19 protein-coding genes and 1 riboswitch are annotated in these 20,632 nt (G+C 72.0%); of the genes, 9 read left to right on the plus strand and 10 right to left on the minus strand.

Annotated features, from left to right (window positions below):
- Window positions 1-166 precede the first annotated feature (166 nt).
- From PV343_RS18120 to thrC, 3 genes are all read right to left on the minus strand, one after another.
- The gene (locus PV343_RS18120; protein ID WP_004986573.1) at window positions 167-370 is read right to left on the minus strand and encodes a cold-shock protein; all 204 of its coding nucleotides are present in this window, start codon (window positions 368-370) and stop codon (window positions 167-169) included.
- Window positions 371-799: 429 nt separating this feature from the next.
- Window positions 800-1,075: a MoaD/ThiS family protein gene (locus PV343_RS18125; RefSeq protein WP_319147967.1), complete on the minus strand. Its 276-nt coding sequence runs from the start codon at window positions 1,073-1,075 to the stop codon at window positions 800-802.
- On the minus strand, window positions 1,072-2,355 hold the full coding sequence (gene thrC / locus PV343_RS18130; RefSeq protein ID WP_319147968.1) for a threonine synthase: 1,284 nt from the start codon (window positions 2,353-2,355) through the stop codon (window positions 1,072-1,074). The genes PV343_RS18125 and thrC overlap by 4 nt, the downstream gene beginning before the upstream one ends.
- Window positions 2,356-2,372: 17 nt before the next feature.
- Window positions 2,373-2,534: riboswitch (SAM riboswitch) on the minus strand.
- A 130-nt stretch (window positions 2,535-2,664) separates the two neighbouring features.
- Here thrC and PV343_RS18135 point away from each other — a divergent pair.
- Window positions 2,665-3,609, plus strand: coding sequence for a glucosyl-3-phosphoglycerate synthase (locus PV343_RS18135; RefSeq protein WP_319147969.1), 945 nt, complete (start codon window positions 2,665-2,667; stop codon window positions 3,607-3,609).
- Window positions 3,610-3,705: 96 nt separating this feature from the next.
- On the plus strand, window positions 3,706-5,133 hold the full coding sequence (locus PV343_RS18140; RefSeq protein WP_319147970.1) for an alpha,alpha-trehalose-phosphate synthase (UDP-forming): 1,428 nt from the start codon (window positions 3,706-3,708) through the stop codon (window positions 5,131-5,133).
- Window positions 5,134-5,537: 404 nt separating this feature from the next.
- Here the strand turns inward: PV343_RS18140 and otsB are convergent, their stop codons facing one another.
- The 3 genes from otsB to PV343_RS18155 all read right to left on the minus strand — a co-directional run bounded on the left by otsB (window position 5,538) and on the right by PV343_RS18155 (window position 7,956).
- The gene (gene otsB, locus PV343_RS18145; RefSeq protein ID WP_319147971.1) at window positions 5,538-6,371 is read right to left on the minus strand and encodes a trehalose-phosphatase; all 834 of its coding nucleotides are present in this window, start codon (window positions 6,369-6,371) and stop codon (window positions 5,538-5,540) included.
- A 62-nt stretch (window positions 6,372-6,433) separates the two neighbouring features.
- Window positions 6,434-6,658, minus strand: coding sequence for a DUF3263 domain-containing protein (locus PV343_RS18150; RefSeq protein WP_133921827.1), 225 nt, complete (start codon window positions 6,656-6,658; stop codon window positions 6,434-6,436).
- A 35-nt stretch (window positions 6,659-6,693) separates the two neighbouring features.
- A complete protein-coding gene (locus PV343_RS18155) occupies window positions 6,694-7,956 on the minus strand; it encodes an extracellular solute-binding protein (protein ID WP_319147972.1) in 1,263 nt (420 codons plus the stop codon).
- A 139-nt stretch (window positions 7,957-8,095) separates the two neighbouring features.
- Here PV343_RS18155 and PV343_RS18160 point away from each other — a divergent pair, with 139 nt between their 5' ends.
- The 3 genes from PV343_RS18160 to PV343_RS18170 all read left to right on the plus strand — a co-directional run bounded on the left by PV343_RS18160 (window position 8,096) and on the right by PV343_RS18170 (window position 11,278).
- Entirely contained in the window at window positions 8,096-9,049 is a 954-nt protein-coding gene (locus PV343_RS18160) for an ROK family protein (RefSeq protein ID WP_319147973.1), read from the plus strand.
- Entirely contained in the window at window positions 9,049-10,230 is a 1,182-nt protein-coding gene (nagA, locus tag PV343_RS18165) for an N-acetylglucosamine-6-phosphate deacetylase (protein ID WP_319147974.1), read from the plus strand. The genes PV343_RS18160 and nagA overlap by 1 nt, the downstream gene beginning before the upstream one ends.
- Before the next feature lie 118 nt (window positions 10,231-10,348).
- Window positions 10,349-11,278 (plus strand): 1-phosphofructokinase family hexose kinase, encoded by a 930-nt coding sequence (locus PV343_RS18170; RefSeq protein ID WP_319147975.1) that lies wholly within the window; start codon window positions 10,349-10,351, stop codon window positions 11,276-11,278.
- A gap of 4 nt (window positions 11,279-11,282) precedes the next feature.
- On the opposite strand, the gene PV343_RS18175 is transcribed toward PV343_RS18170, so the two are convergent.
- Together PV343_RS18175 and cdgB are read right to left on the minus strand one after the other, a co-directional pair.
- A complete protein-coding gene (locus PV343_RS18175) occupies window positions 11,283-12,230 on the minus strand; it encodes a carbohydrate-binding protein (RefSeq protein ID WP_319147976.1) in 948 nt (315 codons plus the stop codon).
- Window positions 12,231-12,348: 118 nt separating this feature from the next.
- Window positions 12,349-14,004 (minus strand): diguanylate cyclase CdgB, encoded by a 1,656-nt coding sequence (gene cdgB / locus PV343_RS18180; protein ID WP_319147977.1) that lies wholly within the window; start codon window positions 14,002-14,004, stop codon window positions 12,349-12,351.
- 350 nt (window positions 14,005-14,354) lie between these two features.
- Between cdgB and PV343_RS18185 the strand changes: the two genes are divergently transcribed.
- Window positions 14,355-14,927: a flavin reductase family protein gene (locus PV343_RS18185; protein ID WP_319147978.1), complete on the plus strand. Its 573-nt coding sequence runs from the start codon at window positions 14,355-14,357 to the stop codon at window positions 14,925-14,927.
- 119 nt (window positions 14,928-15,046) lie between these two features.
- Here PV343_RS18185 and arfB read toward each other — a convergent pair whose 3' ends face one another.
- Entirely contained in the window at window positions 15,047-15,484 is a 438-nt protein-coding gene (arfB, locus tag PV343_RS18190; RefSeq protein ID WP_319148079.1) for an alternative ribosome rescue aminoacyl-tRNA hydrolase ArfB, read from the minus strand.
- Between the two features lie 165 nt (window positions 15,485-15,649).
- Here arfB and PV343_RS18195 point away from each other — a divergent pair, with 165 nt between their 5' ends.
- The 3 genes from PV343_RS18195 to PV343_RS18205 all read left to right on the plus strand — a co-directional run bounded on the left by PV343_RS18195 (window position 15,650) and on the right by PV343_RS18205 (window position 19,145).
- Entirely contained in the window at window positions 15,650-16,225 is a 576-nt protein-coding gene (locus PV343_RS18195) for a TerD family protein (protein ID WP_020940795.1), read from the plus strand.
- 85 nt (window positions 16,226-16,310) lie between these two features.
- Window positions 16,311-17,249, plus strand: coding sequence for a bifunctional GNAT family N-acetyltransferase/NUDIX hydrolase (locus tag PV343_RS18200; RefSeq protein WP_319147979.1), 939 nt, complete (start codon window positions 16,311-16,313; stop codon window positions 17,247-17,249).
- Window positions 17,250-17,588: 339 nt separating this feature from the next.
- Window positions 17,589-19,145 carry a M4 family metallopeptidase gene (locus tag PV343_RS18205; protein ID WP_319148080.1) on the plus strand — a complete coding sequence of 519 codons (1,557 nt, stop codon included), beginning with the start codon at window positions 17,589-17,591 and terminating at the stop codon, window positions 19,143-19,145.
- Between the two features lie 37 nt (window positions 19,146-19,182).
- Here the strand turns inward: PV343_RS18205 and PV343_RS18210 are convergent, their stop codons facing one another.
- Window positions 19,183-20,574, minus strand: a complete 1,392-nt coding sequence (locus tag PV343_RS18210) for a M1 family metallopeptidase (protein WP_319147980.1) — start codon at window positions 20,572-20,574, stop codon at window positions 19,183-19,185.
- Window positions 20,575-20,632 lie beyond the last annotated feature (58 nt).

The following is a 20,632-nucleotide window of genomic DNA, read 5'->3' on the forward strand; positions in this document are numbered from 1 at the left end:
CTCACCGACCCGGTCCTTCGTTGTCACTCTCACCTTCAGAGTGCTAACGCCAATGATTAGCACTCGGGCATGGCGAGTGCAAGCGCCTCCGGGGGATCAGCCCGGGGCGAACAGGACGAAGGGCCCACACCCCGGGCGGGGTGTGGGCCCTTCGCGTGAAGAACGTTCAGGCGGTGACGCGAACCATGTCGGCCTGCGGGCCCTTCTGGCCCTGCGAGATCTCGAACTCGACCCGCTGGCCCTCTTCCAGGGTGCGGTAGCCGTCCATCTGAATCGCGCTGTAGTGGACGAAGACGTCCGCACCACCGTCGACCGCGATGAAGCCGTAGCCCTTCTCCGCGTTGAACCACTTGACGGTGCCCTGAGCCATGCCTAACTCCCCTATTACTGGCCCTTGCACAGATCCACACTTCGCGGACCCGGGTCAGACCTCACCCCCCATTGAACGGGGGCGTGCGCCGGAACGCGTCGACCGCGGCTGAATGTATCTGTCCAACTGCCGTCTGCAACAGGTCAATCGGACGAGAATTCTGGACGAGCCCGATCCGGAATCTGCCGAGAATTCAGGCGAATTCAGGGCAAGTCGGGCCCCGCAAATGGCTCAAAAGCCGCGAAAAACCCGCACACTTTGGCTGTTTCTCGACGGGCGTACGGCATGATTCCGGGGCCCGCGACCCGCAGACCCGGAACGCGTTCCCCAACTCTACCGCGCTCAATCACACAGAATGGCCCCCTCCGTTTCTCTCACGGAGGAGGCCATTCCATGAACAATCGGTAACCGCGATTACCGAAGGTAATGTCAGCCGCCGGCGACCGCCGGAATGATGGAGACACCGGCGCCGTCGGGGGTCGCGGTCTGCAGCCCCTGCTCGAAGCGGACGTCGTCGTCGTTGACGTAGACGTTCACGAAGCGGCGCAGCTTGCCCTGGTCGTCCAGCACCCGGGCGGCGATGCCGGTGTGGTTCTTCTCCAGGCTCTCGATGACCTCGGCGAGGGTCGTGCCCTCGGCGGCGACCTCGGCCTGGCCACCCGTGTAGGTGCGCAGGATGGTGGGGATGCGAACGGTCACGCTCATGCGAGGCCAGCCTCTCGGAAGGAGTCCAGGGTCGGGCGGATGGTGGCGGTCAGGCCGGTGCCGGCCACCGCGTCGAGGGTCTTGAGGCCGTCGCCGGTGTTGAGCACGACCGTGGTCTTCGCCGGGTCGAGGATTCCGTCCTTGAGCAGCTTGCGGGTGACTCCCACGGTCACCCCGCCCGCCGTCTCCGCGAAGATGCCCTCGGTGCGGGCCAGCAGCTTGATGGCGTCCACGACCTCCTCGTCCGTCACGTCCTCCACCGCGCCGCCGGTGCGGCGCGCGATGTCCAGGACGTACGGCCCGTCGGCCGGGTTGCCGATGGCCAGGGACTTGGCGATGGTGTTCGGCTTCTGCGGCCGCACCACGTCGTGACCCGCCTTGTACGCGGTCGACACCGGCGAGCAGCCCTCCGCCTGGGCGCCGAAGATCTTGTACGGGCGGTCCTCGACCAGGCCCAGTTTGATCAGCTCCTGCAGCCCCTTGTCGATCTTCGTGAGCTGGGAGCCGGAGGCGATCGGGACGACGATCTGGTCCGGGAGGCGCCAGCCGAGCTGTTCGCAGATCTCGTACGCGAGGGTCTTGGAGCCCTCCGCGTAGTACGGGCGCAGGTTGACGTTCACGAAGCCCCAGCCCTCACCGGCCGGGTCGCCGATCAGCTCGGAGCAGAAACGGTTCACGTCGTCGTAGTTGCCCTGGATGCCGACGAGCTCGCCGCCGTACACCGCGGCCATGACGACCTTGCCCTGCTCCAGGTCGTGCGGGATGAACACGCAGGAGCGGAAGCCGGCCCGGGCGGCCGCGGCGCCGACGGCGCCGGCCAGGTTGCCGGTGGAGGAGCAGGAGAGGGTGGTGAAGCCGAAGGCACGCGCGGCCTCCAGCGCCTGGGCGACGACCCGGTCCTTGAACGAGTGGGTCGGGTTGCCGGAGTCGTCCTTCACGTACAGGCCGCCGGTGACACCCAGTTCGCGCGCCAGGTTGTCGGCCTCGACGAGCTTGGTCCAGCCCGGGTTGATGTTGGGCTTGTCGGCCACGTCCGCGGGGACCGGCAGCAGCGGGGCGTAGCGCCAGATGTTCGCGGGGCCGGACTCGATGCGCCGGCGCAGTTCCTCGGTGTCGTACGCGGAGAAGTCGTAGGCGATCTCCAGCGGACCGAAACACTCCTCGCAGGCGAACACCGGCCCGAGGGGTACCCGGTGGCCGCACTCGCGACAGCTCAGGGCGGCGGCGGGACCGAGATCGACGGCGGGATTGCTGGTGCTTGCAACTGTCTGCGCAGCCATGGAGGCGAGGCCCTTTCTCCTCATCTTCCTCACGACGCACTTCGCCGTGAGACGGATTTGGCACCTTCCCTAGCCGGGAGCCTCGCGAAGACGATCAGATCTTGTCTGGTCTACGAGTACCGACTGGAGGGTTGCCGGGGCTTCATCGGGCCGTTTCCCTCTGCCCCTCTGGATGAGCTGTATGTGGTTGTGGGCGCCGGCGACCCCCGACATGCGATGGTCATCGGCGTTGTTCAAGACTGTAACCGAAGGCCAGGACAGTTGAGATAGTCGTCCGTACCGCGAGACAACCGTGAGGAGCCGCCGACCGTGCTGGAAGAAGTCGAACGTTGGCTGAGCACGCGCTCCTGGTCCGTGACCGACCGCTCGCCGCACGAGATCCTGGCCGCCAAGCAGCGCACGGGCCAGACGGTCTCCGTCGTGCTGCCCGCACTGGACGAGGAGGAGACGGTCGGCGACATCGTCGCGGTGATCCGCCACGACCTCGTGGAGCGCCTCCCGCTGGTCGACGAGATCGTCGTCGTCGACTCCGGCTCCACCGACCGCACCTCCGAGGTCGCCGCCGCCGCGGGCGCTCGGGTCGTCCACCGCGACGACATCCTGCCGCGCCTGCCCGCCGTCCCCGGCAAGGGCGAGGTGCTGTGGCGCTCCCTGCTGGTCACCGGCGGCGACATCGTCTGCTTCATCGACGCCGACCTGCGGGAGTTCTCCTCCGACTTCGTCTCCGGGATCGTCGGCCCGCTGCTCACCGACCCGGACGTCGACCTGGTCAAGGCCATGTACGACCGTCCGCTCGCCGGCGCCGGCGGGCAGGGCGGCCGGGTCACCGAGCTGATGGCCCGCCCGCTGCTGAACATGCACTGGCCGCAGCTCGCCGGCTTCGTGCAGCCGCTGGGCGGCGAGTACGCGGCCCGCCGCTCACTGCTGGAACAGCTGCCGTTCCCGGTCGGCTACGGCGTGGAGCTGGGCATGCTGGTGGACGCGCTGCACCTGGTGGGCCTGGACGCGCTGGCGCAGGTCGACGTGGGCGTGCGCAAGCACCGCCACCAGGACGGCCAGGCGCTGGGCCGGATGGCCGCCGCGATCTACCGCACGGCGCAGCTGAGGCTGGCCCGCGGGCACCTGGTCCGCCCGTCCCTGACCCAGTTCGAGCGGGGCGCGGACGGCTTCGAGCCGCGCACCTACTCGGTGGACACCGAGGAGCGGCCGCCGATGGCGGAGATCGCGGAGTACGCGCACCGCCGGGTGGCGTGAACGCGCGGTGACCGGACGGCCGTATACGGACACCGCCGCAACCGACGGGGCGGTACGTACGTTTGAGTATTTCCGGGCCGGGCTAGGTTGAGGCTTATGGCTTCCAGGCACGGTGCTGAGGTGCTGGTCGCGTCCAATCGCGGACCGGTTTCGTACGAGGTGCGCCCCGACGGCGCGGGTGGCTCACTACACGCCAGACGGGGTGGTGGCGGCCTGGTCTCGGGCCTGTCGGCCATCGGCTCCGACGCCAGTGCGGTGTGGGTGTGCGCCGCGCTGGGCGACGGCGACCGGGAGGCGGTGCGGCGGGCGGCCGGCGGGCTGCTGCCGGAGGAGGACACCGGCGGGCAGCGGGTGCGGATGCTCGACATCGACGCCACCGTGTTCGCCGACGCGTACAACGGCATCGCCAACTCGGTGCTGTGGTTCGTGCACCACATGCTGTACCAGACCCCGCTGGAGCCGATCTTCGACGCCGGATTCCGGCGGCAGTGGGCGTCGTACCGGGCGTACAACGAGGCGTTCGCCCGGGCGCTGGCCGATGAGGCGGCACCGGGCGCCGCGGTGCTGATCCAGGACTACCACCTGGCCCTGGCCCCCCGGATGCTCCGCGAGCTCCGCCCCGACCTGCGCATCGGCCACTTCTCGCACACCCCGTGGGCCCCGCCGGACTACTTCCGGCTGCTGCCCGACGACATCGCGACCGAGCTGCTGGAGGGCATCCTCGGCGCGGACCGTGCGGCGTTCCTGACCCGGCGGTGGGCGGACGCGTTCACCGACTGCTGCCGGGCGGTCCTGGACTCCGGCGTCCCGTCCGGGACCCGGATCGGGGTGCACGGTCTCGGGGCGGACGCGGACTTCCTGCGCGACCGCGCGCACCGCGACGACGTGGGCGAACGGATGACCGCGCTGCGCGCGGAGATCGGCGAGGGGCGCCGGACGATCGTCCGGGTGGACCGCACCGAGCTGTCCAAGAACATCGTGCGCGGCCTGCTGGCGTACCGGGAGCTGCTGGAGGAGCACCCCGAGTGGCGCGAGCGGGTGGTGCACGTGGCGTTCGCCTACCCCTCCCGGCAGGACCTCGCCGTCTACCGGGACTACACCGCCGAGGTGCAGCGGGTCGCGGAGGAGATCAACTCCGCGTTCCGCACGCCCGGTTGGACCCCGGTGGTGCTGCATGTGAAGGACGACTTCGCGCGCTCGCTTGCCGCGTACCGGCTGGCCGACGTCGCCCTGGTCAACCCCATCCGGGACGGCATGAACCTGGTCGCCAAGGAGGTGCCGGTCGTCTCCGACGAGGGCTGTGCGCTGGTGCTGTCCCGGGAGGCCGGGGCGTACGAGGAGCTGGGCGAGAGCGCGATCGTGGTGAACCCGTACGACATCGGGGGGACGGCGCGCGCCCTGCACGAGGCGCTGAGCCTGCCGGCGGGCGAGCGGGCGGAGCGCTCCAAGCGGCTCGCGGCCGCGGCCACCGCGCTGCCGCCCACCCGCTGGTTCCTGGACCAGCTGGCCGCCCTGGAGGGCTGACGGCTGAGTCACTGCCGGCTGACGGCAGGCCGCTGGCCCCGGACCCCTGGCCCTGGCCGCAGGCCGCACTCGGCTGGCCGCCAGCCGCTGCCCGCTGACGGCTACGGCCGACGACTGCCGGCAGGCGGCCGGCGGCTGAGGGCAGGCGGCCGGCAGCCGGCGGAAGGCCGCTGCCCGATGGCCCTGGCCGCTGACGGCAGGCCGTCGGCCACTGCCCGCTGACGGCCAGCCACTGACGGCAGGCCGCCGGCCCCGGACCCCTGGCCCTGGCCGCAGGCCGCACTCGGCTGGCCGCACTCGGCTGACCGCAGACCGCAGGCCGCTGCCCGCTGACGACAGGTCGCTGGCCGCAGGCGGCTAGTCGCAGACCGCTGACAGGCGGCGGTCTGCGGTCTGCGGTCGGGTCAGTCGAGCTGGGCGGCCAGTCCCCGCAGCAGGGCGACGACGCCCTCGGGGCCGTCCACGACGATGTCCGCCCGTTCCGCCAGTTCGGTGACCTCGGCGCTGCCGCTGCAGACCAGCAGGCCGGGTACGCCGTCCGAGCGCAGTTTCTCGACCGCCGCGAAGGCGGGGAGGTCGCCGAGGTCGTCGCCGGCGTAGAGGACGGCTCCCGCGCCGGTGGCGCGGACGTGGTCGAGCAGGGCCACGCCCTTGTCCATGCCGGGCGGGCGCAGCTCCAGGACCAGCCGGCCGGGCTCGACGATCAGGCCGTGCCGGGTGGCGAGGTCGGTGAGGGGTGCGCGCAGGGCGTCGAAGGCGGCCTGCGGGTCCTGCGCTCGCCGGGTGTGCACGGCGACCGCGCGCCCCTTCTCCTCGATCCAGGTGCCCTGCCCGGCGCCGACCCGCTCCAGCAGGCCCGGCAGCTCGGCGCGGACGGCGGCCACGCCGGGGTGCGGCGGCGGTGCGGTCAGCTCGCCGGTCGCGGCCTGCCAGCGCTCGGCGCCGTAGTGGCCCAGGACGACGAGGTGTTCCAGGCCGGGCACGTCCGCGAAGCCGCCGTGTCGCACCGCGACCTCGGCCGGCCGGCCGGTCACCACCGCGACGGAGGCGACCCGCGGGGCGAGCGCGGCGAGCGCGGGCACCGCCTCGGGGTGGGCGCGGGCCTGTTCGGGGTCGGCCACGATGGGGGCGAGCGTGCCGTCGAAGTCGAGGCCGATCACCGCGGTGCGGGGCCTGGCGAGCAGCGCGGCGAGCCCGTCCCGTCCGGCCTGGGTCGCCGGGGTCGGCAGAAGGTCCATACAGCGACACTATCCAGCGGGGGCCGAGGTCACGCCTGGTCGGCGCGCGCGAACGCGGAAGGTCAGCGCTCGGACCGCCGTGCCTCCCGGACCCGGCGCAGCCGGTTCACGGTGACCGGGTCGAGCGCCAGCGCCCGCTCGTCGTCCAGCAACGCGTTGAGGAGCTGGTAGTAGCGCACCGGCGCCAGGCCCAGTTCCTCGCGTATCGCCCGTTCCTTCGCGCCGGGGCCGGTGAAGCCCCGGCGCTCCAGCGCGAGGATGGCCTTCTCGCGGCTGCCCAGTTCCATGGGGGCCACCGTAGCGCCGGGCACCGACAGCCGGCTCAGTTCGCGTCGCTGCTGTCGGCCGCCGTCGCCACCGCCTGCAGCCGGGTCAGGACCCCGGCGGGGCTGCCGCCGGGCGCGACCGCCTGGCCGATGTCCTTCTTGACGGCCGCGCTGACCGCGGCCCAGGAGGTCTTGCCGACGGGGTAGAGCTGGGAGGTGGGGAGCTGGTCGAGGAAGGGGCGCAGGTTCTTGTCCGCGGCCACGTCGGACTGGGACATCGCGGTGGACGCCGAGCCGGTGACCGGGAGCAGCCCGTAGGCGCGGGAGAAGGCGAGGACGTTCTTCCGCGCGTAGACGTAGTCGAGGAAGTCGCCGATCTGCTCGGCGTGCCCGTTCTGCTTGAAGCCCATCATCCAGTCGGCGACGCCCATCGACGCCTTGGCCGTGCCGTCGCGGCCCGGCATCGGGACCATGCCGAAGCTCACGCCCTTCTTCGCGGCCTGCTGGATCAGTGCCGGATGCCCGTTGAGCATGCCGACGCGGCCGTCGGCGAAGGCGGTGAAGGCGTCCGCGCGGTTGAGCTTGCCGGGGGCGACCGGGCCGGTCAGGCCCTTGTCGACCAGCTCGTCCTTGAGCCAGGTGAAGGTCTGGATGTTCTGCGCGGAGTCGATGGTGTAGGTGCCGATGTCGTCGGTGTAGCCATTGCCGCCGTTGTCGGTGTAGCCGTCGCTCAGCAGCCACTGCATGGTCTCGGCCTGGGCTTCCTCGGGGCCGAGCGGCAGGGCGTAGGGGTACTTCACGCCCTTGTCCCGCAGCGCCTTGGCGTCGGACGCCAGCTCGGCCCAGGTGGTGGGCGGGGTGATGCCGGCCTGCGCGAAGAGGGTCTTGTTGTAGAAGAGCACCCGGGTGGAGGCCGCGAAGGGGATGCCGTACTGCACGTGCTTCCACTGGCCCGCGTCGGCGAGCGGGGAGAGGAAGTCGGCCTGGGTGCGTATGGAGAGCAGGTCGGAGACCTGGTAGAGCTTGCCCGCGGCCGCGTAGTCGGCGTAGGCGCCGATCTGGGCCAGGTCGGGGGCGTGCCCGGCGTCGACCATCTCCTTGACCTTGCGGTCGACGTCGTTCCAGGAGTAGACGCTGACCTCGACCTTGACGCCCGGGTGCCCGGACTCGTAGGCGGCGACCAGCTCGTCCCAGTACTTCTTGGAGCTGTTGGCCGCCGAGTCGCCGTAGTCGGCGGCGACGAGTCTGAGCGTCACGTCGGAGGAGCCCGTGCTCCCGCAGCCGCCGAGGACCGCCGTCATGCCCAGTGCGGACACCACCGCGATCGTTCCTGCCGTACGCCGACGCACCGTCAAAGCCCCAACCCTGCTGTCTGACCGTTCAATATGTGGACACATAAGGTCTACACCACGTGAGTGGACTAGACCTCTCCTGGGTCCGCGGGCCACACTGTCTCCCGTGAGACATGTCATCGCCCTGGACGTGGGCGGTACCGGGATGAAGGCGGCCCTCGTCGGCGACGACGGCGCGCTGCTGCACCGCGCCCGCCGGGCCACCGGCCGCGAGCGCGGGCCCGGCGCCGTGGTCGAGACGATCCTCGGCTTCGCCGCCGAGCTGCGCGCGTACGGCCTGGAGCGCTACGGCGAGCCGGCCGCCGCGGCCGGCATCGCGGTGCCCGGCATCGTCGACGAGGAGCACGGCACCGCCGTCTACGCGGCCAACCTCGGCTGGCGGGACGTGCCCCTGCGCGACCGGCTCACCGACCGGCTCGGCATCCCCGTGGCGCTCGGCCACGACGTGCGCACCGGCGGGCTCGCCGAGGGCCGCATCGGCGCGGGCAAGGGCGCCGACCGCTTCCTGTTCGTCGCTCTCGGCACCGGGATCGCGGGCGCCATCGGGGTGGACGGCCGGGTGGAGTCGGGCGCGCACGGGTTCGCCGGCGAGATCGGGCACGTCGTCGTACGGCCCGGCGGCACCGCCTGCCCCTGCGGGCAGCACGGCTGCCTGGAGCGCTACGCCTCCGCGTCCGCCGTCAGCGAGGCGTGGGTGACGGTCTGCGGGGACCCGGACGCGGACGCCGCCGACTGCGCGAAGGCCGTCACGTCCGGTGACCCGAACGCCGTCCGGATCTGGCAGGGGGCGGTGGACGCGCTCGCCGACGGACTCGTCACCGCGCTCACCCTGCTGGACCCGCGCACGCTGATCGTCGGTGGCGGTCTGGCCGAGGCGGGGGAAGTGTTGTTCCAGCCGCTGCGGGACGCCGTCCGGCAGCGGGTCACCTTCCAGAAACTGCCGTCCATCGTCCCCGCCGCCCTCGGCGACACCGCCGGCTGCCTGGGCGCGGGACTGCTCGCCCGGGATCTCCTCGACTCCACCGACCCCACGACCGACCCCTCGGAGGTAACCGCCTGATGGCTCCCAGCTTGGTTCTCACAGGTGCTCGGGTGGTGCTGCCCACCGGTGTGGTGGACGACGGGCGCGTGGTCGTGGAGGGCACGAAGATCACGCGGGCCGGGGCGGCGGACGCCGCGGGCACGACGGCCGCGGGCGCGGCCCCCGCGGACGCCGAGGTCCTCGACGCCGGCGGCCACTGGCTGGTGCCGGGCTTCGTCGACATCCACAACCACGGCGGTGGCGGCGCCTCCTTCTCCGGCACCGTGGACGACGTGCTGACGGCCGTCCGCGCCCACCGGCTGCACGGCACCACCACCCTGGTCGCCTCCACGGTCACCGACGAGATGGACCTGCTGGTCACCCAGGCCGGGCTGCTGAGCGAGCTGGCCGAGCAGGGCGACATCGCCGGCATCCACTTCGAGGGGCCGTTCATCTCACCGTGCCGCAAGGGCGCGCACTCCGAGGAGCTGCTGCGCGACCCGGACCCGGCCGAGGTGCGCAAGCTGATCGACGCGGGCCGGGGCAAGGCCCGGATGGTCACGCTGGCCACCGAACTCCCGGGCGGTGTCGACTCCGTACGGCTGCTCGCGGAGCACGGTGTGATCGCCGCGATCGGGCACACCGACGCCACCTACGAGCAGACGCTCGCGGCGATCGACGCGGGCGCCACGGTCGCCACCCACCTCTTCAACGCCATGCCGACCCTCGGCCACCGCTCCCCCGGCCCGATCGCCGCGCTGCTGGAGGACGAGCGGGTCACCGTCGAGCTGATCAACGACGGCGTGCACCTGCACCCGGCGGCCCTGGAGCTGGCGTTCCATCACGCGGGCGCCGCCCGGGTCGCGTTCATCACCGACGCGATGGACGCGGCCGGCAGCGGTGACGGCCGTTACCTGCTCGGCCCGCTGGAGGTCGAGGTCAGCGACGGCGTGGCGCGTCTGGTGGAGGGCGGCTCGATCGCGGGCTCCACACTCACCCTGGACCGGGCGTTCAAGCGGGCGGTGACCGTCGACGGGCTGCCGGTCCAGGACGTGGTCGCCGCCCTCTGCGCCAACCCCGCGCGCCTGCTCGGCCTGTCCGACCGCGTCGGCTCCCTGGAGCCGGGCAAGGACGCCGACCTGGTGCTGCTGGACGCGGACTTCGACCTCAAGGGCGTGATGCGGCAAGGAGAATGGGTCGTCACGCCCCAACTGCCCTGATCCGTCCGGGCGTCCGCAGACGGCTGCCGACCCGCGCACTGGGCCGGCCGCCGTCTCTTTGGCATGATCGGGTCCCCGGTAACCGATGGCGACGCCATTCGAGGGGAGGTCGGCCCGGGTGATCCTCACGGTCACACTGAACACCGCACTCGACATCACCTATCGCGTGGGGGCCCTGCGGCCGCACGCCTCGCACCGCGTCTCGGACGTCGCCGAACGGCCGGGCGGCAAGGGCGTGAACGTGGCCCGGGTGCTGGCCGCGCTCGGCCACGAGGTGACGGTCGCCGGCTTCGCGGGCGGCGCCACCGGACAGGTGCTGCGCGAACGGCTCGCGGGCGTGCCGGGGGTGACGGACGCGCTGGTGCCGTGCGCGGGAGCCACCCGCCGCACGATCGCCGTGGTGGACGAGCTGACCGGCGACACGACCCAGCTCAACGAGCCAGGACCGCAGATCGAGCCGGCCGAGTGGGACGCCTTCCTCGACCGCTACGCGGAACTTTTGCCGGCCGCCTCGGCGGTGGCCCTGTCCGGCAGCCTGCCGCCGGGGGTCCCGGTGGGCGCCTACGCGGGTCTGGTCCGCACCGCCCGGGCCGTCGGCGTGCCGGTACTGCTGGACACCAGCGGGGAGCCGCTGCGCCGCGGGGTCGCCGCCCGCCCCGACATCATCAAGCCGAACGCGGAGGAACTGGCCGAGCTGACCGGTTCGCACGAACCGTCACGTGCCACCCAGGACGCCCGGCGCCGGGGCGCCCACGCGGTCGTGGCCTCCCTCGGCCCGCAGGGCCTGCTCGCCGCGACCCCCGAGGGCCGCTGGCGCGCCGCCCCGCCCGCCCGCGTCCACGGCAACCCGACCGGCGCCGGCGACTCGGCGGTCGCGGGACTGCTGTCGGGCCTCGTGGAGCGCCTCTCCTGGCCGGAGCGGCTGGCCCGCGCGGTCGCCCTGTCGGCGGCGACCGTACGGGCACCGGCGGCGGGCGAGTTCGACGCCGCCGCCTACGAGGACCTGCGCGCCCGGGTCGCGGTGGCCGGGGTGGTCAGCGTGGCCTAGGGACCTAGCTGTCCCGCTGGACCTGGCCCTTCTTGATCCACATCTGGTCGAGGAGGACGTTGCACTTGTCGCCGGCCTGGCAGGAGACGGCGATGGTGTTGGTGCCCTTCTTCAGGGTCGGCCACACGAAGGAGGTGGTCCAGCCCTTGGCGAAGTCCCCGTCGGCCGCGTGCCGGTAGTTCTTCATGCCCAGCTTGCTGCCGAACTCCTTGCCGTTGACGGTGACCGTCATCGACTGGTCGTCGTCACCGGTCGCGCTGTAGTTCACGAAGAGGGTGTACGGACCGTCCTCGGGGATGTCGTTGACCGTCCAGGTCACCGAGGAACCGACCGTGTCCAGACCGCCCACGTAGGTGCCGCCGGCGGCCTCGGCGCCCGCGAACTTCGAGTCCTTGGTCGCGCCGCCGGTGAGCTGGAGCGCGTTGGCGTCCGTCTTCGGCAGCTCGCCCGGCGCCGCCGACTTGCTGCTCGACGCGCTCGGCTCGCTGCTCTGCGACTGGGCCGGGGAGGCCCCCGCCTGGCTGTCCGACTTGTCGTCCGAGTTGCCGTTGATCATCGCGACGCCGATACCGATGACGACCACGGCGACCACGGCGATCGCACCGGTGAGCAGCCCCTTGGTGTTGGGACCGCGCCGGCCGCCGCCACCGCCGGACGGGGCGGACTGCCGGCCCGTCGGAGCACCGCCGGGCAGCGTCTCGGGCGCCTGGTAGTGGGCGTTCGGCTGGCCGTAGGCGCCCTGCTGGGGGACGGTCTGCTGCTGGCCGTACGGGGCCGCCTGCGACGAGCCGCCGTAGGTGCGCTCGCCGACCGCGCGCACTCTGCTGACCGAGTTCGGGTAGCCGTAGCCACCGGACGGCGGCTGGGCCCCTCTGGCCTGTCCGTCGGCGTACAGGTAGCCGAACGGGTCCTCGTCCTCGGGCGTGCTCGCGCCGTTGTCGCCGGGCGTCATCCCTTGGTACTCCTCAACAGGTGCGGGCGGATGCGATACGCGTGTGGAATGGCGAGCCTACCCGCTCCGGCTGCCCCAAACGGGTGAGTCACCTCGCATCAGCTCACTGACCTGGGAGTCATCCCGCACGGCGGTGCTGTTTGGGACGAGATCGTTTCTCTACGTACATCCGCTCGTCGGCGGACTTCAGCACTTCGTCCGCCGTCATGCCGCAGTGCGCCCAGCCGATGCCGAAGCTGGCGCCCACCCGGACGGCCCGGCCCTCGGCGCGGATGGGCTGGATGATCTCGTTGCGCAGGCGCACGGCGAGGTCCTGGGCGTCGGCCTTGCCGAGTCCGTCGGCGAGGATCACGAACTCGTCGCCGCCGAGCCGGGCGACGGTGTCCCCGTCGCGCACCCCCCTGCTGAGCCTGCGGGCGACCTCGATCAGGACCGCGTCGCCCGCGTTGTGCCCGAACCTGTCGTTGATCGACTTGAAGCCGTCCAGGTCGCAGAAGAGGACCGCGAGACCCTTGGTCCCGTCGTCGCGGCCGTCCTCGGGGGCGATGGTGTGGACGTGGTGGTCGAAGCCGTCGAACGCCTCGCCGCCCTGCGCGAAGTCGAAGCCGTGCCCGGTGGGGGCCTCGAAGGCGGGGTGGCCGTAGGCCGCGTCCAGGGACTCCAGGACGCCCGGCTGGGCCTGGCGCCGGCACAGGCGGGACGAGAGGCGCGAGCGCAGCTCGGCGGAGTTCGGCAGGCCGGTGAGGGAGTCGTGGGAGGCGCGGTGGGCGAGCTGCAGCTCGCGGCGCTTGCGCTCCTCGATGTCCTCGACGTGCGTGAGCAGGAAGCGGGGCCCGTCGGCGGCGTCGGCGACGACGGAGTTGCGCAGGCTGACCCAGACGTAGCTGCCGTCACGGCGGCCGAGGCGCAGCTCCGCGCGGCCGCCCTCCGCCGAGGTGCGCAGCAGGGTGCCGATGTCCTCGGGGTGGACCAGGTCCGAGAAGGAGTAGCGGCGCATCGCGGAGGCGGGCCGGCCCAGCAGGCGGCACAGGGCGTCGTTGGTGCGCAGGATCCGGCCGTGCTGGTCGCCGCCCATCTCGGCGATGGCCATGCCGGAGGGGGCGTACTCGAACGCCTGCCGGAAGCTCTCCTCGCTGGCCCTGAGGGCCTGCTGGTCCCGCTCCAGGCGGACCAGGGCGCGCTGCATGTTCGCACGTAGACGCGCGTTGCTGATGGCGATGGCGGCCTGGAAGGCGTACATCTGCAGGGCCTCGCGGCCCCAGGCGCCGGGGCGTCGGCCGTTGCGCGGCCGGTCGACGGATATGACCCCGAGCAGCTCGCCGGAGGAGCCGCCCTGCACGCCGGGCGTGTACATCGGGGCGAAGAGCCGGTCGGAGGGGTGCCACTCGTCCTCGAAGCGGGGGGCGGGTCCGTCGGTGTACCACTGCGGGACGTCGTCGTCGTCCAGCACCCATCCCTCGGTGTGCGGTATGAACACGAGGTCGCCCCACTGCTCGCCCATGTTCAGCCGCCGGTCCCAGGAGTCGCGCGAACCGACCCGGCCGGTGATGAGGGACTCGGCCGCGGAGTTGCCGGAGAAGGCGGCGACGACGAGATCGCCGTCCTGGCGCACCAGGTTGACGGCGGCCATCTCGTAGCCGAGGGCGCCCACGACGCCGTCGGCGACCGACTGCAGTGTGTCCGCCAGGCTGCGGGCCGTGTTCATGTCGGCCATGACCTGGTGCAGCTGTCGCAGGGACGCAAGGCGGACATACGGCTCCGACTCGGTCTCCATGCTCGCCCTCCCCCCGAGACCTCGCAGCGAATCAAGGGTTGTCGTCGGCGCTTCTGTGAGGTGTGCTTCCAATCGTGCTCCTGCGGCTTCCCCGCCACTGAATCACAGCGCGCTCCGCACTCGGTACACAGGGTCAACAATTCCTGCCCCTTGTGACTCAAGTCACAGGCGAACATGAACAATTGGGTGGAGTTTCCGCGTTTTCCCCGTGCGTTTACCTGGGAGAGGCTTTCTCTTCGCGTTCACATCATGCACCGGACGGCCGTCCCGGCGTGGTCCCCCGGACCTAGGACCAGGCTCGGGCGGAGGGCCGATGCGGCGCGTACGGGGCGGAGATTAGCGTTTCCGGTGTGCTGAAGACTCCCTCACCCACCGCCACCTCTGCTTCCGGGCATGCTGAGGGGGTGAGCAACGACGAGTTCCGGGCCGCGATGTCCCGGCTGGGCGCGGGCGTGGTCCTGGTGACCGCGCAGGAGCCGCCGCTGGATCCGGACGACCCCATGGCGCCGGGTGTCGAGGACGTCGGCATGACCGCCACCGCCTTCCTGTCCGTCTCGCTGGACCCGCCGCTGGTGCTGGTCAGCCTGCGGACGGGCGCCCGCATGGACGACCTGCTGGACGAACAGCCGCTGTGGGCCGTCTCCGTGCTCTCCGAGAGCCAGCGCCACATCGCCGGGCGCTTCGCGATGAAGGGCCGGATCAGCGACCGCCTGCTCTTCGAGGACCTCCCCTACGTCCGCGGCGAGACCACCGGCGCCCCGCTGATGGGCGGCGCGCTGGCGACCCTGGAGTGCCGCACCGAGCAGCGGGTGACGGCCGGCGACCACACGCTCGTCATCGGACGGGTGCTGACCGCGCGGGTGCCGAGCGCGGAGGGCGGCCCCCTGCTGTATTTCCGGGGGCGTTACCGGCAGTTGGGCTGACCGCGCGGCCACGGAATTCCACGGCCACGGAATTACACGGTCGCGGCGGCGGGAAAACGGTTTCGGAATGCGCGCGGCCGGTTCTCCGTCCGCCTGGGCGGCTCACCGCCGCGGGGCCGTCATCCCCAGTCGCGGCCCGAGCGGCCCCGCTTGGTCTGCGAGCGCTCCTTCTTCTGGCGCAGCCGTCGTTCGTTGATGCCCCGCGGGACGCGGGTCGGGCGGCGGGGTTTGGGCGGCGGTGCGGTCGCCTCGGCGAGGAGGGCGGCCAGGCGTACGGCGGCGGTCTCCCGGTTGCGCCACTGGGAGCGGTGCTCGGAGGAGCGCACCACCACGACCCCGTCGACCAGCCGCCCGGCCAGCCGCTGCAGCGCCCGCTCCTTCCAGACCGCGGGCAGGGCCTCGGTGCCGGCCAGGTCGAAGCGCAGCTCGACCTGCGAGTCACTGGTGTTGACGTGCTGGCCGCCCGGACCGGACGACCTCGAGAAACGCCACGCCAGCTCGGCCTCGGGGAGCGAGACGGAGCCGCGGATGAGGTAGGGACCGGACATGTGTCCCATGTTCCCGGCCATGCCCCTCCCACGTCATCCGGTTTTCGCCGCCTGGACCATCCGGGTAAAAAAGGTAAAGGGATCCGGAACCACCGGGACCCCCCTCGACGTTCTCCCCGGTGACGGTAGCTTCATCGGCACAGATACACGGATACAAGGGAAGGGACTCCCAACATGGCTGTAAGCCTGTCCAAGGGTGGCAACGTCTCGCTCACCAAGGAGGCTCCGGGCCTGACCGCCGTCACCGTGGGCCTCGGCTGGGACGTCCGCACCACCACCGGCACGGACTTCGACCTGGACGCCTCCGCCATCGCGGTGAACACGCAGGGCAAGGTCTACTCCGACGCCCACTTCGTGTTCTTCAACAACAAGCAGACCCCGGACAACTCCATCGTCCACACCGGTGACAACCGCACCGGCGAGGGCGCGGGCGACGACGAGGCGATCAACGTCAACCTGGCCGCTCTCCCGGCCGACATCGACAAGATCGTCTTCCCGGTCTCCATCTACGACGCCGAGAACCGCGGCCAGAACTTCGGCCAGGTCCGCAACGCCTACATCCGCATCGTCAACCAGGCGGGCGGCGCCGAGATCGCGCGCTACGACCTGTCGGAGGACGCGGCCACCGAGACCGCGATGGTCTTCGGCGAGCTGTACCGCAACGGCGCCGAGTGGAAGTTCCGCGCCGTCGGCCAGGGTTACGCCTCCGGCCTGGTCGGCATCGCCCAGGACTTCGGTGTGAACGTCTGACCGGCAGGGCCTTCGGCGGGAGCCCCGGACCGCGGCGAGCAGGCCGCGGCCCGGGGCTTCCGCGCACCCGCGCTACCTTGCCCGGGTGATCCTCCAGCCGCTGCCACCCGGCCGTGACATCCCGGCCCCGCTGCTCACCGAACTGACGGCGCTGTACGCCTCCCACCGCGACTTCCTCGCGCTCAGCGGGGACCTGCCCGACCCGGACGACGTACGGCCCGAGCAGGTGGCCGCCCTGCTGGCCGGTGAACTGGCCCAGGCGCACGCCGAGGTGCTGCTGGCCCGGTCCGCGGGCCGGCTGGTCGCGCTCGTGATCACCCTGGCCCGGCACCCGGACCCGGCCGACCCGGACCCCTGGATCGGGCTGCTGCTGGTGGACGCCTCCGAGCAGGGCAAGGGGTACGGCCGGCGGGTCGCCACCGAGGTCGAGGAGCGCTTCCGGGCCGCCGGCCGCCGGGCCGTGCGGCTCGCCGTGCTCGACGGCAACACCAGCGGGCTGGCCTTCTGGACCGCCCTGGGCTACGAGGTGGTGGACCACCGCCGCGACCACGCGCTCGGCCGCCCCTGCGCCGTGCTGCGCAAGGTGCTGCGCACGCCCCGGCGGGCGGCCCGGGTCGCCGTGGTCGACCCCGGCGGCGCCGTGCTGCTGTTCCGGTACGACAACGTCGAGGTCGGTGTGCACTGGGCGCTGCCCGGCGGCGGCCTGGAGGCGGGCGAGGGCCCGCGCGAGGGCGCCCGGCGTGAGCTGCGCGAGGAGACCGGCTGGGGCGACGTGGAGCCGGGCGACCTGCTGTGCACCTGGGAACACGACTTCACGCACACCGGCGTCCCGGTCCGCCAGCACGAGCACGTCTACGTCACCCGCGGCCCGCACCGCGAGCCGGCCGGCCCCCAGCTCGCCGCCGCGCACGCCGCCGACGGCATCCTCACCTGGCGCTGGTGGAGCAGGGCCGAACTGGCCGCGGAGGCGGAGCCGGTGTGGCCTCCGGACCTTGCCCGGATGCTGGACGAGTGGGAGAGCTGAGGCGGGCGGCGGCGGACGCCCGGCAGGTGCGACGAACCACGCCCCAACTGCGCTGTGTCAGTGGATAGTTGATCTTCCGCACCGCGTCCGCATAACGGTTTCCGTCGCACGCCTTTCGGAAACGAACACGTAAAATGTTGTCGGCGCCCTGTCAAACACCCGTCGCCGGTGTCACTCTCTCCTCACCCGCCGCAACTCTGTGCATCCCCTGTGTTCCGCCTGTGTCTCCACCCCACGGAGACCAGTCCCCAAGGAGATCGAGTGAGACAGCAGCCCCACGCGTCCCGCACCTCCCGCAAGACCGCCCTGCGCGCGGCCGCCCTGGCCGGCTCGGCCGCGATGGTCGTCCTCGCGCTGCAGAACGGCTCGGCCACCGCCGCCCCCACGCACACCCCCGGCGCCACGGCCCTCCCGCTCAGCGCGACCGCCCGGGTCACCGCGCTGAAGACCGCCCAGCAGCACGCCGGCGCGGCGGCCCGTGAACTCGGCCTCGGCGGCAAGGAGAAGCTGGTCGTCCGGGACGTGCTCAAGGACGCCGACGGCACGGTCCACACGCGCTACGAGCGCACCTACGCCGGTCTGCCCGTCCTCGGCGGTGACCTGGTCACCCACGTCGCGAAGAACGGTTCCCTCAAGGGCGTCGACAAGGCGGCCAAGGCCCGGATATCCGTGCCCACCACCACCGCGGCCGTCTCCCCCGCGAACGCGAAGAAGGCCGCCCTCAAGGCCGCGGACACCGCGAAGGCCACCGCCTCGTCCTCCCGCAAGGTCGTCTGGGCGGCCGGCGCCAAGCCGGTCCTCGCCTACGAGTCCGTCGTCAAGGGCGTCCAGCACGACGGCACCCCGAGCGAGGTGCACGTCATCACCGACGCGCGCACCGGCAAGAAGCTCTACTCCTACCAGGCGATCGACACCGGTACCGGCACCAGCCGGTACAGCGGCACGGTCACGATCGGCACCACCGCCTCCGCCTCCGGCGGCTACGACCTGATCGACGGCGGCCGCGGCGGTCACAAGACCTACGACCTGAACGGCGGCACGACCGGCACCGGCGCCCTGTTCCACGACGCCGACGACACCTGGGGCGACGGCACCGTCGGCAACCGCCAGACCGCGGCCGTCGACGCCGCCTACGGCGCGGCCGTCACCTGGGACTTCTACAAGTCCGCGTTCAACCGCAACGGCATCGCGGGCGACGGCAGGGCCGCCTACTCGCGCGTCCACTACGGCAACGCCTACGTCAACGCCTTCTGGGACGACAGCTGCTTCTGCATGACGTACGGCGACGGCGCGGGCAACGCCGACCCGCTCACCTCGCTGGACGTGGCCGGCCACGAGATGAGCCACGGTCTGACCGCGGCCACCGCGAAGCTCAACTACAGCCGGGAGTCCGGCGGCCTGAACGAGGCCACCTCCGACATCTTCGGCACCTCGGTGGAGTTCTTCGCCAACAACGCCTCAGACCCCGGTGACTACCTCATCGGCGAGAAGATCGACATCAACGGCGACGGCACCCCGCTGCGCTACATGGACAAGCCCAGCAAGGACGGCGGCTCCGCCGACTACTGGTCGAAGACGGTCGGCCGCCTCGACGTGCACTACTCGTCGGGCGTCGCCAACCACTTCTTCTACCTGCTGAGCGAGGGCAGCGGCGCCAAGACGATCAACGGCGTCTCCTACAACTCGCCCACCTACAACGGCGCCGCGGTCACCGGCATCGGCCGGGCCAAGGCCATCCAGATCTGGTACAAGGCCCTGAGCACGTACTTCACGTCGACCACGACCTACGCGGGCGCCCGCACCGGCACCCTGCAGGCCGCGGCCGCCCTGTACGGGTCCGGCAGCGCCGAGTACAACGCGGTGGCGGCGGCCTGGACGGCGGTCAACGTCAAGTAGCCTCGCTCTTCCAGCAGTTCCACGGCCGGACCGCCCGTCACGGGTGGTCCGGCCGGCCGTTTCCGTACAGCCAGTCCCGCCAGATCCCGGAGAAGTCCTCGCCCGGCGCCTGCTGCTCGACGTACGCGGTGAAGTCGGCGGTGCTCGCGGTGCCGTAACGGTGGGCGGCGGCCCAGCCCCGGAGGATGGCGTGGAAGGTGTCGTCGCCGACCTTCTGGCGGATCTTCTGCAGGACCGCCGCGCCGCGCTGGTAGACGGGGGCGGCGGAGATGTGCGCGGCGTCGGAGGGCTTCGCCGGCGGGAAGGACCACACCTCCTCGTCGTCCGCCTCGTACAGGTCGTCGAAGGCCCGTTGCGCGCTCGGGCCGCCGTGGTCCTCCTCGTAGAGCCACTCCGCGTAGGTGGCGAAGCCCTCGTTGAGCCACATGTCCTGCCAGGTCGCGGGGGTGACCGAGTCGCCGTACCACTCGTGGGCGAGTTCGTGCACGAGGGTGGAGGTGGCGGGGGCGCCGGGGAAGAGGGGGCGGGTCTGGGTCTCCAGGGCGTAGCCGGCGTCGTCGGGGCGGTCGACGATCGCCCCGGTGGAGGAGAACGGGTACGGGCCGAAGTTCTTCTCCTCCCACGCGATGATCCCGGGGAGCTTCGCGAGCACCCCGGCGCTCGCCCGGGCCTGGGTGGGGTCGACGGCGGTGAGGACCGGCAGGCCGTGCGGGCCCGTGGCGCGGGTGATGCCGAAGCGGCCGACGGCGACCGTGGCCAGGTAGCTCGCCATGGGCTGGGCCATGTGCCAGGCGTAGGTGGTCCGCCCGCCGTGGGTGCGTCGGCTCGTCAGCTCCCCGTTTGAGACCGCCTGGAGGCCCTGCGGGACGGTGACCGTGATGTCGTAGGCCGCCTTGTCCGAGGGGTGGTGGTCGCCGGGGAACCAGGCCATGGAGCCGACCGGCTCGCCGAGGCCGAGCGCGCCGTCCGCGGTGGGCAGCCAGCCCTCCTTGGAGCCGTCGGGGTCGGTGAGGGTCCGCGGGGTGCCCGAGTAGCGGACGGTGGTGCGGAAGGTCCGGCCCCGGCGGAGGTCGTCGTGGGGGCGGACGGTGAGTTCCTGGCCGGCGCGGTTCCAGCGGGCGTCCCTGCCGTCGACGGTGACCGAGCCGACGTCCAGCCCGTCGAGGTCGAGGTCGAAGGCGGTCAGGTCCTGGGTGGCGCGAGCCGTGATCACCGCCGTGCCGGTGAGGTGGCGGGCGGCCGGGGTGTAGTCGAGGGTGAGGCCGTAGTGGGTGACGTCGTAGCCGCCGTTGCCGGCCCTCGGGAAGTAGGGGTCGCGCACGCCGTGGCCGCCCGGGGTGCCGTGCACGCCGCGGTCGCACCCGGTGCCGGTGAGGGCGAGGACGCACAGCGCGGCGGCGGCCGGAACCAGGCGCGCGGATCTGGACATGTCAGTGATCCTAGGCCGGGGAACCCGCCGGGGCCCGGCGCGAGGCGTGGGCGTGACA

The organism is Streptomyces sp. WI03-4A (assembly GCF_033792105.1).
Lineage (GTDB): Bacteria > Actinomycetota > Actinomycetes > Streptomycetales > Streptomycetaceae > Streptomyces > Streptomyces collinus_A.

Excerpts from the sequence above, each read along its gene's own strand:
- arfB (WP_319148079.1), bottom strand. The coding sequence starts at position 15,484 with ATGGGACACATGTCCGGTCCCTACCTCATCCGCGGCTCCGTCTCGCTC.
- PV343_RS18120 (WP_004986573.1), bottom strand. The coding sequence starts at position 370 with ATGGCTCAGGGCACCGTCAAGTGGTTCAACGCGGAGAAGGGCTACGGC.
- PV343_RS18175 (WP_319147976.1), bottom strand. The coding sequence starts at position 12,230 with ATGACGCCCGGCGACAACGGCGCGAGCACGCCCGAGGACGAGGACCCG.
- otsB (WP_319147971.1), bottom strand. The coding sequence starts at position 6,371 with ATGGACCTTCTGCCGACCCCGGCGACCCAGGCCGGACGGGACGGGCTC.
- cdgB (WP_319147977.1), bottom strand. The coding sequence starts at position 14,004 with ATGGAGACCGAGTCGGAGCCGTATGTCCGCCTTGCGTCCCTGCGACAG.
- PV343_RS18125 (WP_319147967.1), bottom strand. The coding sequence starts at position 1,075 with ATGAGCGTGACCGTTCGCATCCCCACCATCCTGCGCACCTACACGGGT.
- PV343_RS18150 (WP_133921827.1), bottom strand. The coding sequence starts at position 6,658 with ATGGAACTGGGCAGCCGCGAGAAGGCCATCCTCGCGCTGGAGCGCCGG.
- PV343_RS18210 (WP_319147980.1), bottom strand. The coding sequence starts at position 20,574 with ATGTCCAGATCCGCGCGCCTGGTTCCGGCCGCCGCCGCGCTGTGCGTC.
- PV343_RS18205 (WP_319148080.1), top strand. The coding sequence starts at position 17,589 with ATGGTCGTCCTCGCGCTGCAGAACGGCTCGGCCACCGCCGCCCCCACG.
- PV343_RS18140 (WP_319147970.1), top strand. The coding sequence starts at position 3,706 with ATGGCTTCCAGGCACGGTGCTGAGGTGCTGGTCGCGTCCAATCGCGGA.
- PV343_RS18195 (WP_020940795.1), top strand. The coding sequence starts at position 15,650 with ATGGCTGTAAGCCTGTCCAAGGGTGGCAACGTCTCGCTCACCAAGGAG.
- thrC (WP_319147968.1), bottom strand. The coding sequence starts at position 2,355 with ATGGCTGCGCAGACAGTTGCAAGCACCAGCAATCCCGCCGTCGATCTC.
- nagA (WP_319147974.1), top strand. The coding sequence starts at position 9,049 with ATGGCTCCCAGCTTGGTTCTCACAGGTGCTCGGGTGGTGCTGCCCACC.